This is a genomic window from Mesorhizobium sp. M0518, assembly GCF_040321125.1.
GTDB lineage: Bacteria > Pseudomonadota > Alphaproteobacteria > Rhizobiales > Rhizobiaceae > Mesorhizobium.
The window spans coordinates 24,970-39,194 of sequence record NZ_JAMYQY010000031.1 but is presented as its reverse complement, the minus strand read 5'-3'; the positions used below and the strand labels follow the sequence as shown (position 1 = coordinate 39,194).

Sequence of the window (14,225 nt, the reverse complement as noted above, 5' to 3'; positions counted from 1 at the left end):
ATGAGCAAGAAAGATCTCGGCCTGCTGATCCTGATCCTGGTGGTCGGGGCGATCGTTGCGATCATCAATCCGCGCTTCCTGCTTCCGATCAACCTCGCCAACACCTCGAACCTGATCGGCCTGTTCGGCATCCTGTCGATCGGCCAGGCCTTCGTCATCATCACCGGCGGCATCGAATTGTCGGTCGGCTCGGTGGTCGCGCTGCTCGGAACGCTATTCATCGACTTTATCGCCGTGCGTGGCATGGGATGGCCGGTTGCCTTCGTGCTCATCCTGGTGCTTGGCGCCATCATCGGCCTGGCACATGGCTGGCTGATCACAAGGCTCAAGCTGCAGCCCTTCGTCGTCACCCTGTGCGGCCTTTTGATCTACCGCGGCGTCGCCCGCTTCTACACTGGCGACGGCACGGCGGGTTTTGCGTTCGGCCAGAATTTCCCCGACCTCGAATTCCTGACCGCCGGGCGCTCTTATGGCGTGCCGAACAGCTTCATCGCGCTGATCGTCATCTCAATAGTCATGTGGGTGGTGCTGCACCGCTCGGTGTTCGGCCGCTATCTCTACGCCATCGGCAAGAACGAGGAGGCGGCGAAATATTCCGGCATCCGCACCGGCCGCGTCGTCATCGCCGCCTATGTCATCTGCGGCGTGCTGACGGCGCTGTCGGCGATCTATTTCGCCATGTACACGCGCTCGATCTCACCGGCCAGCCACGGCCAGTTTTACGAGCTCTACGCAATCGCCGCCGCCGTGCTCGGCGGCTTCTCGTTGCGCGGCGGCGAAGGCTCGCTGATCGGCGTCATCCTCGGCACGGTGCTGCTGCAGGAACTGCAGAACCTCGTCAATCTGCTCGGCATCCCGTCCTCGCTCAACTTCGCGGTGATGGGCGGCGTCATCCTCATCGGCGTGCTGGTCGACCAGCAATGGGGCGTGTTCCGGGAACGGCGGCTGATGGTCGACGCCACGCGCAAGAGCGCTTCCGGCGCGGCCGCGGAATAATCGCCCTGCCAAGACGCGCCGCGCGTTTGTCGGCGCCTGGCGGCATGAATGAAATGGTTGCGGCCTTGCCGCCCTTCTGCGATTGCGGGACGTCTCCACATCATGCCGGATGTCGGTGGCGGACGAGTGGCAAGCCATGAGAGCGAAACCTGAACTGTTGATGTTGAGGGCAGGGGCGCTTGAAGCCGAACTGGCGCCGCAAATCGGCGGCAGCGTGAGCGCGCTGCGCTGGCGCGGCATCGATCTCCTGCGCCGGCTTTCGGACGGGGATCGCGATACCGGCAATGTGCTTGGCGTGGCCATGTTTCCAATGACGCCCTACGCCAATCGCATCACTGGGAACGCTTTCGACTTCGGGGCGCAGCGCTGGCAGGTCCTGCCCAACAATCCGCCGGAGAAATTCAACGTGCACGGCAGCGGCTGGCAACACGCCTGGACTGTCACCGAGACAGCAGCCGCGAACGCGACGCTGACGCTGGACATTGCCGCCGGAGCCGAGCCCTATTCCTATCGAGCGACGCAGGCTTTCGCGGTCACCGAAGAGGGGCTGAGCGTCACCATTACGCTCACCAACACCGGACCGGTTACCTTGCCGTTCGGTTTTGGCCTGCATCCCTGGTTCGATCGCGATCCGGACGTGACATTGCAATTCGAGGCGAAGCGCTTCTACCTCGAAGAGCCGGATGGCATTTCCGGTGATCCGATCACACTTCCGCCCGAACTCGACTTTGCCGAGGACCGGCCTTTGCCAAACGGCTGGCGCAACAGTGATTACGGCGGCTGGAGGGGCGAGGCGATCATTCGTTTTCCAACCCGCGGTGCCGGCTTGCGGATCAAGGCCGACCCGGTCTTCAAGCATCTGATGCTCTACGCCGATCCGACAAAACCGTATTTCTGCGTCGAGCCGCAAACGAATGCCTCCGGTGCTTTCAACCGGGGCCGGTGGGACGATCCGGAGGAAGGCGTGATCGTGCTGGCCCCTGGCGAAAGTGCTGCCGGCACCGTCTTGTTCATGCCTTTTGCGCTTGAAGGCTAGCCTAGATCAGGCCCGACATGTCGGAAAAAGCCATCGCCTTGCGCAGCACCTCGGCGAAACGGTCGCCGGCCGCCTCGCGTGGGCCGCTGTTGTCGATCGAGGTGACGCCAGGTCCCGACAGGCTCACATTGGCGCTGCGCGCCAGTCGCGCCAGCACCTCGCCGCGTGACTCGCGACCGCGCATTGCCAGCCGCTCTGCCAGAACCTCCGGCGAGGCGGTGATCTCGACGATGGCCAGATTGGCATAGCGTTCGCGCAAGGAGGGGATGATCGCGCGCGACACATTGGCGACAGCGACACGGCCATTGGCAACGGACCAGTCGACATCGACGGGGATGCCGTAGCGCAAGCCGTGCGCTTCCCAGGAGATGGCGAAGGCGCCATCGGCTTCGGCCTCGACGAAGGCGGCATCGGCCAGCGTGTCGTGGTCCTCGCTGGCGACATCGCTCGGCCTGGTGATGACGCGGCGGACGAACTCCAGCCTTGTCTCATCGGCAAAGCGGGCGCGGGCGTAGCCGATCACCGTGTCCTTGCCGGCGCCGCTTGGGCCGACGACGGCGACGAAAACGCCATCGCGGATCGGAAACGTCTCGGCCGACAATTCCCGCTCGATCGATGCCGACACCATCATGCGACCCGGCTTCCCTGCCGCCACACGGTGCGCACCACCGGGACATGGTCGTCGACGCGCACGCGCACCAGATCGGCGCGGCGGCCCTGTTCGATGACGCCGCGATCGGTCAGGCCAACCGCATCGGCCGGGTTCTTCGAGACCATGGCGACGGCCTGCGGCAGGGAAATGCCTTCGACGACATCGCCGAGGAAGAACGCCGACTGGATCAGGCTGAAGGGAATATAGTCGGACGACAAGATGTCGAGCAGGCCGTCGCCGGCCAGCGTACGGGCGGAGACATTGCCCGAATGCGAGGCGCCGCGCATGACGTTGGGCGCGCCCATCAGCACGCCCATCCCGGCCTCTTTCGAGGCCCTGGCGGCCTCTTCCGTGGTCGGGAATTCGGCGACGCGCACGCCCTGTTCGATCGCCTCGTCGACATGGCCTGATGTGGCGTCGTCGTGACTGGCCAGCACGATGCCGCGCTCCTGGCAGGCGGCGGCGATCACCGCCCGGTTCGGCGCCGAATTGCGCGCCGATTCGGCCATCCGCTTTTCGCAGAACAGCTTGAAATCGCGATCGGTCAGCTGCAGCTTGCGCTGGTAATAGTAGGCATAGGTCTCGAGATTGACGAACTGGCGCTGGCCTGGCGCATGGTCCATCAGCGACGCCAGCTTGACCCGCTCGTCGCCGTCGAAATTGGCGAAAGCCCCGAGGCAGTCCGGTGCCGAAACCTCGCAGCGCAGATGGATGAAATGGTCGGCGCGCAGACGGTCCTGCTTCACACTGTCCTCGATCGCGTCGGCCAGCTTGCGGATGTCGGCCGATGTGAGGTCGGCGTCTTCGTCCATGCCGACGCGCAAGGCGTCGAGCACAGTGGTGATGCCGGCGGTCGCCACCTGCGCGTCATGGGCGAGCACGGCGGCGATCGGATTCCAGCGCACCTTGGGCCGCGGCGCGTAGTGGCCTTCGAGATGGTCGGTGTGCAATTCGACCAGCCCGGGAATGATATAGTCGCCGCCCATATCCTCGCCGATGCGGCCGATGCCGGATTCGATGCCGGCGATAAAGCCGTCGCGCAGCACCAGCGAACCCTCGACGATCTCGTCGGCAAGCACGATGCGGGCATTGTGGAGAACAGTCTCGGCGGTCATTTCAGGCAGTCCTTCAGGCGGTTTTTCTGGCCGGGCGGCGCCCGAGCGCGTGATGCGAGAGCACCATGAACGGTGCACCCGGTTCGGTTTCGACAAACAAGGTCAGCGCATCCACCAGCACCTTCTGTTGCAGCACTTCCGCGAACAGGCTGTCGATCGCTGCGCGCAAACGAGGGCTTTCCTGTGACCCCGCCCGGCCGGACAGCGTCATGTGGAAGCGAAAGGTTTCGAAGACATAGGGGTAACCCCATTGGCAGAGGTTGCGGAACTCGGCCGGCTTCAGCGAATCCGGGCTGCGCCGCTCGATTTCCGCTTCGCTCAGCGGTGCGCGAAACCGGTCGAAATCGCGCACCACGTCATCGGCGAACCGGTTGAGCGCAGGCAGCGGCCCTTCCGGCACCAGTGCGAAGAAGCCGTCGATCTGGCTGACCACGAGACGCGGGATGGTCACCACCGGCGTCACCTCGGCAAAATGGTCGAGTGCGGCGCGCAGCGAGGTTTCGGTCTCGTTGGTAGCCAGGCGGAAGGGGGCTTTCAGCGTTGCGTGAAAGCCATAGCGGCGTGCCGAAGCGGTGTGGAAAGCGACTTCCGCCGCCGACAGGTCTGCCACCGCTTCGACCGGCCTCGTCGCGGCGCCGAACGGGTCGCGGCCCAGCCAGTCGGCGGCGATCCGCGCCAGCGGCTCGTCCTGCCGGGGGGTGAAATAGAGGGCATAACGCATGGAAAGTCCTTGTCAGCTTCGCTGCCATAGGTGATTTCCATGACGAATTGACGAAGCCTTGCTGGCTTTCAGGTAACAAAACGCTGCGGCGGGGTCATTAGCCGACGATTTTTTCGTGCTGGACCAGGGAGCGAGTGCTCACGCAGCGACCGGTCAGGCCTTCATCAGCCATTCATGCTCAGGCGCATTGTGGAATTTCCACGTCCGCTTCGGTCCGGCCATGACGTTAAGATAATAGAGGTCGTAGCCGTGGCAGGCGGCGCAGGGGTGATAGCCCCGGGGCACCAGCACGACATCGCCATCCTCGATCGCCATTGCTTCATCGAGCGCGCGATGGCCGTTCTTGTCGGCATCGGTATAGACGCGCTGGAAGGCAAAACCCTGCGGCGGGTTGAGACGGTGATAGTAGGTTTCCTCGAGATAGGATTCGGCGGGCAGATTGTCCTGGTCGTGCTTGTGCGGCGGATAGCTCGACGTATGCCCGCCGGGCGTGATGACCTCGACCACCAGCAGCGAATCGGCCGGCTCGCCCTCCGGCAATATGTTGGTGACGTAGCGCGTGTTGGTGCCCTTGCCGCGCACATCCTGGCCGAGATCGTCCGGTGCGATCACCCGCACCGGCAGCCCGCCGCCAAGGCCCGGCGCCGAGCAGACGGCGAGTTCCAGTTCGGTGTCCGCTGTCACCGACCAGTCCGAACCCTCAGGCACATACACCGACCACGGCTTGCCCTCGAAGGGCGACATGCGCTCGCCAAGCAGGCCCAGATCCTTGCCGCCGGCGGACGCCGTGCCCTTGCCGGTGACGAACACCAGGCAGACTTCGCGATCGTCGGTTTTTCCGGACGCGCTCTCGCCGGGCTTCAGCCGGTGCAGGTCGAAACCGACATAGGTCCAGCCGGCGATTTGCGGTGTCACATGGGCGACCCGGCCATGGCCTTTATTGGCTTTGACGAGCAGCTTCGACATTTTTGTCTCCTATTCCAGTGGCCTGACGGTTGCAGGCCTGTAAAGCCAAGTCGTTTGTTTGAAAGGACCATCGCAAACGTTCGGAAATTGGCCGGCGCCCTTCCAACTTCGTCATCCTAGGGCGAAGCAGGAGCGAAGCTCCGTCGCGGAGACCCTAGGATCCATGCCGTTGCCTCGGCCGAAGGGCACAGCGGAGCGGAATCTGCACCGTCACACCAGCTTCAAAGTCATGGCATGGATCCTAGGGTCTGCGCCGCGTCGCTGCGCTCCTTGCTCCGCCCTAGGATGACGAAGTTAGAAGCACTGCAAGCCAATCGCCAACGCATGCGATCAGTCACTCCTTCGGTTCGGCCTCGGCCTTCGCCTCGTCGGCCGGCTTATAGAGATAAAAAAACTGCCAGACGGCGTAGCCGGCGAAGCCGAGCGCGATCATGCCCCAGAACGGCGTGCCGGTGGCGAACTCGATGATCGACCAGATGACGCAGACCGCGACGATGGCGACGCGCCGCCACAAAGGCCGGAAGAAGGGGTGTTCGGAATCTTTCATCGGGCCAATCTACAGCAATCGGCCTCGCCGGGAACCCGTCGCACCAGCCATTGGGAAACTAGACATTTGGAAAGCCTTGCGTCTCGACCGTATAGCCGGCGGCGGTCATGACGCGCATCAATTCCTTGTAGCCAACCTGCGCCATCCTGAGTGGCGGGTTCTTCTTCGGGTCCTGCTCCGCCTCGACCACGAACCAGCCCTCATAGCCATGGTCGGCGAAGCGCTGCACGATGGCGCCGAAATCCAGCGAACCATCGCCCGGCACGGTGAAGGCGCCCAGCGCCACCGCGTCGAGGAAGGATTGTTTGGTGCGATCGAGCTTTTCGATCACCCCCATGCGAACGTCCTTCACATGCACATGGCTGATCCGGGTATGATGGTTGTCGATAGCGCGCAGCACGTTGCCGCCGGCGAATGCCAGATGTCCAGCATCGAGCAGCAGGGGAATGCCGGCTCCGGAATAGCGCATGAAGGCATCGAGTTCCGGCTCGGTCTCGACCACTGCCGCCATATGGTGGTGGTAGGAGAGCGGCATGCCTTGCTCGGCGCACCATTCGCCAAATTCGGCGAGCCGCCTGGCATAAGCCTTCATCTCGTCATCCGACAGCTTCGGCTTGGTGGCCAGCGGCTTTGAGCGGTCGCCCTGGATCGAGCGGCCGACCTCGCCATAGACGATGCAAGGCGCATTCACCGCCTTGAACAGGTCGATCATCGGCTGGATGCGATCCTTGTTGTCGGCCATCTCCCCATCGACCAGCGTGCCCGAGAACCAGCCGCCGCACAGCGTGACGTCGGCGGCCTTCAGGATCGGCAGCATGATTTCGGGGTCATTGGGAAAACGCCGGCCCATCTCCATGCCGGTGAAGCCGGCCGACCGTGATTGGCGCAGGCATTCTTCCAGCGACACGTCATCGCTGAGTTCCGCAAGATCGTCGTTCCACCACGCAATGGGGGACATGCCCAGTTTGGCTTTCAAGTAGTCACTCCGGTTCTTGTTCACCCTCCCCCTTGTGGGCAGGGTCGCTGCGAAGCAGCGGGGTGGGGGTGGCGCCGGACCCCCACCCGGACCTTCGGTCCGACCTCCCCACAAGGGGGAGGTAGGGGTGGCAGCGCCTATATCAATCGCCAACGGTCTGCATCTTCCGCTTCTCGTCATACGCCTTGCGCGCCGCGTTGACCTGCGGCCGTACAGACACTTCCGGCACCGCCACGTCCCACCAATGGCCCCCGGCATCGGTGGAAACCAGCGGGTCGGTGTCGATGACCAGCACGGTGGTGCGGTTGTTCTTCTTTGCCTTCTCCAGCGCGTTTTCCAGCCCGGCGATCGACGGCACCTTCTCGGCGATCGCCCCCATGCTCGCCGCATGCGCGGCAAAGTCGATGTCGGGCAGGACCTCGTGGCGCGAGTCCTTCAGGAGATTGTTGAAGTTGGCGCCGCCGGTCGCCATCTGCAGCCGGTTGATGCAGCCGTAGCCGCGATTGTCGAGCAGCACGATGGTCAGCTTCAATCCGAGCATCACCGAAGTGGCGATTTCGGAATTCATCATCAGGTAGGAGCCGTCGCCGATCATGACGACGATCTCATCGCCGGGCTTCGCCATCTTGGCTCCGAGCCCGCCGGCAATCTCGTAGCCCATGGTCGAGAAGCCATATTCGCCATGATACGATCCGGGCGCGCCCGCCTGCCAAAGTTTGTGCAATTCGCCCGGCAGGCCGCCGGAGGCATTCAGCAGCGTCACACCGGAGCCCATGGCGCGCTGCACGGCGCCGATCACCTGCGCGTCGGACGGGTAGGCGGCATTGGTCGACGCCGTCACCTTGGCCGCCTCGGCCTGCCAGGCCTTCTTGCCGGTGGCCGCATTGTCGGTCCAGGTGGAAGGTGCCTTCCAGCCGTTCAGCGCAGCACTGAGTTCGGCCAGGCCCTCGGCCGCATCGGCCACCAATGGCAGCGCGCGGTGCTTGCCGGCGTCGAAGGGCTGCACGTTGAGCCCGATGATGGTCTTGCCGGAATTCTTGAACAGCGCCCACGAGCCGGTGGTGAAATCCTGAAGGCGCGTGCCGATGGCCAGCACGACATCGGCTTCCTCAGCCAGCCGGTTGGCGGCAGAAGTGCCGGTGACGCCGACCGCCGCCATGTTGAGCGGATGGTCGTCCGGCAGCGAGGATTTGCCGCCTTGCGTCTCGCAGACCGGGATGCCGGCGCTCTCGGCGAATTTCGCCAGTTCGTCCGACGCCTGCGAATAGAGGACGCCGCCGCCGGCGATCACCAGCGGTTTTTTCGCACCCTTGAGCGCGCCGACTGCAGCGGCAAGCTCATGGCGGTCAGGGCGCGGCCGGCGCTGGTGCCAGACCCGCTCGGCAAAGAAACTCTCGGGATAATCACAGGCCTCGGCCTGGACGTCCTGGCACAGCGACAGCGTCACCGGCCCGCATTCGGCCGGATCGGTCAGCACTTGCATGGCGCGGCTGAGCGCAGGAATGATCTGCTCCGGCCGGGTGATGCGGTCGAAATAGCGCGAAACCGGACGGAAGCAGTCGTTGACCGTCGCCGTGCCGTCGGAGAAATCCTCAGCCTGCTGCAGCACCGGGTCGGGAATGCGGTTCGCGAAGACGTCGCCCGGCAAAAACAGGACGGGCAACCTGTTTACATGGGCGAGCGCCGCCGCCGTCACCATGTTGAGCGCGCCAGGGCCGATCGAAGAGGTCGCGGCCATGAAGCGGCGGCGGAAATTGGCCTTGGCGTAGGCGATCGCCGCATGCGCCATCGCCTGTTCATTGTGGGCGCGGAAGGTCGGCAATTCGTCGCGCAGCTGATAGAGCGCCTCGCCGATGCCGGCGACATTGCCGTGGCCGAAGATCGCCCATACGCCGCCGAAGATGGGGACTTTGCTACCGTCGATCTCGGTCATCTGGCGCGACAGGAAGCGGGTCAGCGCCTGCGCCATCGTCAGGCGGATTGTCTTGCTCATGGTGGTTTCCTCCGCAGTCCTTGTGCCGGGCTTTCTTATGCCGCCTTACGGCCGCGCGCGGCAAGCCACGCTTCGGTCAGCTGTTCGAAGCGCTGCGCCATATCGGCGATCGCCTCGTCATCCGACATCTTGCCGGCCAGCCATTGCTCGGCCGCATGGACGAAGATGGTGCGGCCGACCGCAAAGCCCTTAACGATGGGTGCCTTGGCGGTGGCGGCGAAAGCCGCTTCCAGCTCGTCCTGCGGCGCCTCCAGGCCAAGCAGCACGACGCCTCGGCACCACGGATCGTGCTTCAGGATCACCGCTTCGATTTTGGCCCAGGCGCCGGCCGACGCCTGCGGCTCGAGCTTCCACCAGTCCGGCTTGATGCCGAGCGCATAGAGCTCCTCCAGCGCGCGCGGGATCGTCGTGTCGTCGAGCTTGCCATGCTTGCCGGCAATGATCTCGACCAGCAATTCGCGGCCGACCTTGCGCGCGGCTTCGAACAGCGCGCGCAGCTTCTGCTGCTGTTCGTCCTTCAGCGCCGCCGGATCGTCGGGATGGTAGAAGCACAGGCACTTGATGCAGTGATCGACCGGCCACTCCACCAGCTGCGAGCCGATGTCCTGCGAGAATTCGAAGCGCAGCGGCCGCGAACCCGGCAACTCCACCGGCCGCCCGAGCCAGGCGAAGGAATGCCTGGCGAATTCGAACATCGCCTTGCGGCCATGTTTCTCGTCGATCAGCATGCCGTAGCCGTCGCGGCCGGCAGCGACCTTCGCCGCGGCCTTGACCGCCAGCACCTTGAATTCTTCGATCCGCGCCGGATCGGCGCCGGCCTTCGCCGCCACATCCTCCAGCTGCACGCGATGGTCGCAGGCGAGCGCCATCAGCGAGGCGACGTCGCGCCGGCGCGTCGTCGCCCAATGGATGTGGTTGATCGCCTCGTCCTTGCGCAACGCCAGATGCTTGCTGCCGTTCTTGAGGAAGAACCGCAGTTCCTCGAAGGTCGGATATTCCGGCGCGCAGAGCAGCCGCGACACGGCGAAAGCGCCGCAGGCGTTGGCCCAGGTCGCCGCTGTCGCATGATCTTCGCCACCCAGCCAGCCGCGCAGGAAACCGGACATGAAGGCGTCGCCGGCGCCGAGCACATTGTATATCTCGATCGGAAATCCCTTGCCGACGACACCGTCCTCGAGATCGTCGCTGATCGGTCCGTCATAGACGATGCAGCCCATGGCGCCGCGCTTCAGGACGATAGTGGCGGACGACAGCGAGCGGATCGTCTTCAGGGCGCTCAGGCAATCGTCGGCGCCCGACGCGATCATGATCTCTTCCTCGGTACCGACGATGAGGTCGCAGTCGGGCAGCACCGTCTTCAACTGTGCCGAGACTCGGTCCGATTTCACATAGCGCTCGAACCCTTCGGCATGGCCGGCAAGGCCCCACAGGTTCGGCCGGTAGTCGATGTCGAACACCACCTTGCCGCCCTTGGCCTTCATGATGCGGATCGCCTTGCGCTGCGCGGCATCGCTGTTGGGCCTGGAAAAATGCGTGCCGGTGACGACGATCGAGCGCGCCGAGGCGATGAAGGCCTCGTCGATGTCTTCCGGCGCCAGCGCCATGTCGGCGCAATCGGAGCGGTAAAAGATCATCGGCGAAACGCCTTCGTCCTCGACCGACAGCAGCACCAAAGCGGTCAGCCGCTCCTTGTCGGTCTTCAGGCCGTCGACATTGACGCCTTCACGCGTCAGCTGCTCGCGGATGAAGCGGCCCATCTGCTCGTCGCCGACGCGGGTGAGCAGCGCCGAGCGCAGGCCGAGCCTGGCGGTGCCGACAGAGATATTGGCCGGGCAACCGCCGACCGACTTGGCGAAGGAGGTGATGTCCTCCAGCCGCGAGCCGATCTGCTGCCCATAAAGGTCTACGGAAGCGCGACCGATGGTGATGACGTCGAGCGGCGCGTATTCAGCGTCCACGGCTTCGCTCATTGGAACCTCCCGTCGGCCTTGTTGTGTTGGGGTACACGCGCGAGCGGCAGCGTGGCGCCGGGAATATGAAATAATAATTCCAATCCATAGTCAATATGGAATGAGCGTTCCTTCGGGGAAAAGTACCTTTCGGCGGTGGATCAGGCCTTGCGCTTCCGACCCGTGTCGCGTCGCTTCTCGCCGACGCCGACGGTCAGCGCCATGGCCAGCGCCATTGTCGCCGACAGCGAGCGGAAGCCGGCGAAATCGGCCTCGGCAACCTCGAACCAGACCTTGGCGAACTGGGCGAGCGGGGAAAACGAGCTGTCGGTGATGGCGACGATCGGCACGCCCTGTTCCGAAATACTGCGCGCCTCCTCGATGGTGGCAGGCGCATAGGGCGAGAAGGAGATGGCGATGACGGCATCCGCCGGCGTTGCGAAGCCGATCATCTCGGCATTCAGCCCGGCCGCCGATTCGATCAACTGGTTGCGGATCTTCAGCTTGCCCAGCGCATAGGCGATGTAGGACGCCACCGGATAGGAGCGGCGCTTGGCCAGCACGTAGATGGTTTCCGCCTTTGCCAGCAGGGAAATAGCATCTTCCAGATGCGCTTCGTCCAGCGTGCGCGAAATGTCGTTGAGCGAGGTGCTGGCCGCGGCGACGAAGCCGTCGAAGATCGCCCGATGGCCGGCGCCGCCCTCTGCCTTGGCGCGCAACGCCTGCAGCCTTTCGTCATAGGATGAGTTGCGCTCGCGCAGCCGTTCGCGAAACACCTGCTGCAGGCTGGTGAAACCATCGAAGCCAAGCTGCTGGGCAAATCGGATCAGGGTTGAAGGCTGCACGCCGGCCGAAGCGGCGATGCTGGCGGCCGTGCCGAAGGCGATATCGTCGGGATTGTCGAGCGCATGGGCGGCGATCTGGGCGATGCGCTTCGGCAGGCTTTCGCGCCGCTCCAGGATGGTGGTGCGCAGCGTCTCGAAATCGCGAGGTACCCGTTCGTCCATCGTCGCTGTGTCCAAGCTCATGCGTGAAGCGTCCCTCTCTGCATCATCATAGCGAGCCTGCGCAAGAACGCCATAAAAAATGAGGCAGACATTCCATTTCGGATGAAAATGGACTAATTCATCCACGTAACGCTTCAAGCAGTGGAGAAACGGAAAATGGTCGGCGTCGGTCTCATCGGTACGGGTTTCATGGGCAAGTGTCACGCCATAGCATGGAGTGCCGTCAGCGCCGTCTTTCCCGACGTTGCCAAGCCACGGCTGGTCCATCTCGGCGAGGTCAATGAAGAGCTCGCCCGGCGCAAGGCGGGCGAGTTCGGTTTCGCCAAGGCGTCCGGCGACTGGCGTGCCGTAGTCAACGATCCCGAAGTCGATATCGTCTCGCTGACCACGCCCAACCAGTTCCATCCGGAAATGGCCATCGCCATCCTCGAAGCAGGCAAGCATCTGTGGTGCGAAAAGCCGATGGCGCCGAGCTTTGCCGAGGCCGAGGCGATGGCTGCGGCGGCGAGCAAGTCCGGCAAGGTCGCGGCGCTCGGCTACAACTACATCCAGAGCCCGGCCATCCGCCACATCGGCGCTTTGCTGGAAGAGAAGATCATCGGCGAGGTCAACCATCTGCGCATCGAGATGGACGAGGACTTCATGGCCGATCCCGAGGCGCTGTTCTTCTGGAAGCACGAGGCGGCCTCCGGTTATGGCGCGCTCGACGATTTCGCCGTGCATCCGCTGTCGCTGGTCTCAGCCCTGTTCGGCCGCGTCGCCAGCGTCATCTGCGACATGGCCAAACCCTATGCCGATCGCAAGCTGGCCAGCGGCGGCCGTCGCGTGGTCGAAACCTACGACATCGCCAGCGTGCTGATGCATCTGGAAAATGGCATTGCCGGCACGCTGCTGGTCAACCGCTCGGCCTGGGGCCGCAAGGGCCGCATCGCCATCCAGATCTTCGGCTCGAAGGGGTCGATCTTGTTCGACCAGGAGCGGATGAATGAAATCCAGCTCTATGTCACCGCCGATCGACCGACCGAGCAGGGCTACCGCACCATACTGGTGGCGCCCCACCACAAGCCGTACGACGCTTTCCTGCCGGCGCCCGGCCATGGCCTCGGCTTCAACGACCTCAAGATCATCGAGTGCCACGAATTGCTGACGCGCCTGGCCGGTAAGCCTGCGCGGGTCATCGAATTCGCCGAAGGGCTGGAGATCGAGCGCACCGTGCACGCGATGGCGCGCTCGTTCGAGGAAAAGCGCTGGGTGGATGTGAGGTGATCATTCTTGGGGAGCACGACTGGTGATGGGCGCTTCAGCTGCGGAAATTGCGATCGGCTGGCGGAACTCACCAAGCGACGATGTTGGTGGTTTCGGCATAGCGGATAGGCGCAATTCGGGCAGATGAGGCTCCTTGGCGCAGCCGATTTCGTCGTGATGGGAAAAGTGATATCCCATGCAAGGCAAAATTTAGGAATTTCACCGGGCTAAATAAATGATCAAACTCGGAGCGAGAAACTTCTGGTTCTTACTTGCAGTTGCAAGTTACCTTTCCTTGAGTATGATCGCAACAGGTGCTTCTGCCGAAGGTATAGGTCAAAGCGTTAAAGGCGCCTCATTGAGGTATTTGTCACATTTGGATCAAGGGGCGAAAATTTTAGTATGGCCATCTTACACCAGAACGTATGAAATTATCAACGCTGGCCCTGAGATAGATGGTTCCGTAAGTGAATATAGAACTAATCGAGATGGCATTTTCGACCTAGTTCGGACGAGTGGAACAACTCAGATTTCCATTATATCAGTTTCCCCAGGCGTCTTTGCAAATGACATAGAGAAATTATTGGGGAATTCGAAATTACTGCAGGGTTATAAATCATTTGCCTATACGGCGCGCCTCAGTGGTGATGGCTGCACAGCATATAAATTTACCAGCAGAAAGACGTGGATCTCGGTTGGCTTGGTTTTTGTTGATAAGACTAAATTTGGGATAGGCAACAAGGTGGAAACTAACGCGTGCGTCTTTGGAGCTCTTGATTACGTGAACGGCTTTCCGACCAAGGACACGTATTTCGAGTATATGTCACTCCCGCAAGAGCCTGTCAGAAAGCTTATCTTAGAGGCGATTCATCGCTGCGCTGCCGATGGCGACAACAGGTCCCGGCAGGACGAGATAACAAAGGATGGTATCACTCCGCTGCCCTCGTTGGGGTGCGTAGCGGCGAAGATAGGGCAATAGAACTATCTAGCTTGGGTCGGTGGCAGAACCAAAGCGCTGGAAC

Annotated in this window: 13 protein-coding genes; 4 read left to right on the top strand and 9 right to left on the bottom strand. The window is 62.9% G+C overall.

Features of this window, described 5'->3' with window-relative positions; genetic code table 11:
- Positions 1 to 996 carry an ABC transporter permease gene (locus NKI66_RS29940; RefSeq protein ID WP_023810673.1) on the top strand — a complete coding sequence of 332 codons (996 nt, stop codon included), beginning with the start codon at positions 1 to 3 and terminating at the stop codon, positions 994 to 996.
- A 136-nt stretch (positions 997 to 1,132) separates the two neighbouring features.
- Positions 1,133 to 2,032, top strand: coding sequence for an aldose 1-epimerase (locus NKI66_RS29935; RefSeq protein WP_031213037.1), 900 nt, complete (start codon positions 1,133 to 1,135; stop codon positions 2,030 to 2,032).
- Position 2,033: 1 nt separating this feature from the next.
- On the opposite strand, the gene phnN is transcribed toward NKI66_RS29935, so the two are convergent.
- From phnN to NKI66_RS29890, 9 genes are all read right to left on the bottom strand, one after another.
- Positions 2,034 to 2,663: a phosphonate metabolism protein/1,5-bisphosphokinase (PRPP-forming) PhnN gene (gene phnN, locus NKI66_RS29930; RefSeq protein ID WP_023810671.1), complete on the bottom strand. Its 630-nt coding sequence runs from the start codon at positions 2,661 to 2,663 to the stop codon at positions 2,034 to 2,036.
- Complete coding sequence (locus NKI66_RS29925; RefSeq protein WP_023810670.1) at positions 2,660 to 3,799, bottom strand: alpha-D-ribose 1-methylphosphonate 5-triphosphate diphosphatase; 1,140 nt, start codon at positions 3,797 to 3,799, stop codon at positions 2,660 to 2,662. The genes phnN and NKI66_RS29925 overlap by 4 nt, the downstream gene beginning before the upstream one ends.
- 13 nt (positions 3,800 to 3,812) lie before the next feature.
- Positions 3,813 to 4,520, bottom strand: a complete 708-nt coding sequence (locus NKI66_RS29920) for a DUF1045 domain-containing protein (RefSeq protein ID WP_352753796.1) — start codon at positions 4,518 to 4,520, stop codon at positions 3,813 to 3,815.
- A 153-nt stretch (positions 4,521 to 4,673) separates the two neighbouring features.
- Entirely contained in the window at positions 4,674 to 5,486 is an 813-nt protein-coding gene (iolB, locus tag NKI66_RS29915; RefSeq protein WP_023810668.1) for a 5-deoxy-glucuronate isomerase, read from the bottom strand.
- A gap of 334 nt (positions 5,487 to 5,820) precedes the next feature.
- Complete coding sequence (locus tag NKI66_RS29910; RefSeq protein WP_023810667.1) at positions 5,821 to 6,033, bottom strand: DUF3329 domain-containing protein; 213 nt, start codon at positions 6,031 to 6,033, stop codon at positions 5,821 to 5,823.
- A 58-nt stretch (positions 6,034 to 6,091) separates the two neighbouring features.
- Positions 6,092 to 7,009, bottom strand: coding sequence for a myo-inosose-2 dehydratase (iolE, locus tag NKI66_RS29905; protein WP_023810666.1), 918 nt, complete (start codon positions 7,007 to 7,009; stop codon positions 6,092 to 6,094).
- A 142-nt stretch (positions 7,010 to 7,151) separates the two neighbouring features.
- Positions 7,152 to 9,002: a 3D-(3,5/4)-trihydroxycyclohexane-1,2-dione acylhydrolase (decyclizing) gene (gene iolD / locus NKI66_RS29900; RefSeq protein ID WP_352440535.1), complete on the bottom strand. Its 1,851-nt coding sequence runs from the start codon at positions 9,000 to 9,002 to the stop codon at positions 7,152 to 7,154.
- 35 nt (positions 9,003 to 9,037) lie between these two features.
- Entirely contained in the window at positions 9,038 to 10,972 is a 1,935-nt protein-coding gene (locus tag NKI66_RS29895) for a bifunctional 5-dehydro-2-deoxygluconokinase/5-dehydro-2-deoxyphosphogluconate aldolase (RefSeq protein WP_352440534.1), read from the bottom strand.
- A gap of 140 nt (positions 10,973 to 11,112) precedes the next feature.
- On the bottom strand, positions 11,113 to 11,958 hold the full coding sequence (locus NKI66_RS29890; protein WP_032909097.1) for a MurR/RpiR family transcriptional regulator: 846 nt from the start codon (positions 11,956 to 11,958) through the stop codon (positions 11,113 to 11,115).
- 156 nt (positions 11,959 to 12,114) lie between these two features.
- Between NKI66_RS29890 and NKI66_RS29885 the strand changes: the two genes are divergently transcribed.
- Together NKI66_RS29885 and NKI66_RS29880 are read left to right on the top strand one after the other, a co-directional pair.
- A complete protein-coding gene (locus NKI66_RS29885) occupies positions 12,115 to 13,224 on the top strand; it encodes a Gfo/Idh/MocA family protein (protein WP_023810663.1) in 1,110 nt (369 codons plus the stop codon).
- A 214-nt stretch (positions 13,225 to 13,438) separates the two neighbouring features.
- Entirely contained in the window at positions 13,439 to 14,182 is a 744-nt protein-coding gene (locus NKI66_RS29880) for a hypothetical protein (RefSeq protein ID WP_352753795.1), read from the top strand.
- Positions 14,183 to 14,225: the final 43 nt, after the last annotated feature.

What these genes read in the sequence shown, in the direction of transcription:
- phnN (WP_023810671.1), bottom strand. Translation starts at nt 2,663, where the DNA reads ATGATGGTGTCGGCATCGATCGAGCGGGAATTGTCGGCCGAGACGTTT.
- NKI66_RS29935 (WP_031213037.1), top strand. Translation starts at nt 1,133, where the DNA reads ATGAGAGCGAAACCTGAACTGTTGATGTTGAGGGCAGGGGCGCTTGAA.
- NKI66_RS29885 (WP_023810663.1), top strand. Translation starts at nt 12,115, where the DNA reads ATGGTCGGCGTCGGTCTCATCGGTACGGGTTTCATGGGCAAGTGTCAC.
- NKI66_RS29910 (WP_023810667.1), bottom strand. Translation starts at nt 6,033, where the DNA reads ATGAAAGATTCCGAACACCCCTTCTTCCGGCCTTTGTGGCGGCGCGTC.
- NKI66_RS29890 (WP_032909097.1), bottom strand. Translation starts at nt 11,958, where the DNA reads ATGGACGAACGGGTACCTCGCGATTTCGAGACGCTGCGCACCACCATC.
- NKI66_RS29895 (WP_352440534.1), bottom strand. Translation starts at nt 10,972, where the DNA reads ATGAGCGAAGCCGTGGACGCTGAATACGCGCCGCTCGACGTCATCACC.
- iolB (WP_023810668.1), bottom strand. Translation starts at nt 5,486, where the DNA reads ATGTCGAAGCTGCTCGTCAAAGCCAATAAAGGCCATGGCCGGGTCGCC.
- NKI66_RS29940 (WP_023810673.1), top strand. Translation starts at nt 1, where the DNA reads ATGAGCAAGAAAGATCTCGGCCTGCTGATCCTGATCCTGGTGGTCGGG.
- NKI66_RS29920 (WP_352753796.1), bottom strand. Translation starts at nt 4,520, where the DNA reads ATGCGTTATGCCCTCTATTTCACCCCCCGGCAGGACGAGCCGCTGGCG.
- iolD (WP_352440535.1), bottom strand. Translation starts at nt 9,002, where the DNA reads ATGAGCAAGACAATCCGCCTGACGATGGCGCAGGCGCTGACCCGCTTC.
- NKI66_RS29925 (WP_023810670.1), bottom strand. Translation starts at nt 3,799, where the DNA reads ATGACCGCCGAGACTGTTCTCCACAATGCCCGCATCGTGCTTGCCGAC.
- NKI66_RS29880 (WP_352753795.1), top strand. Translation starts at nt 13,439, where the DNA reads ATGATCAAACTCGGAGCGAGAAACTTCTGGTTCTTACTTGCAGTTGCA.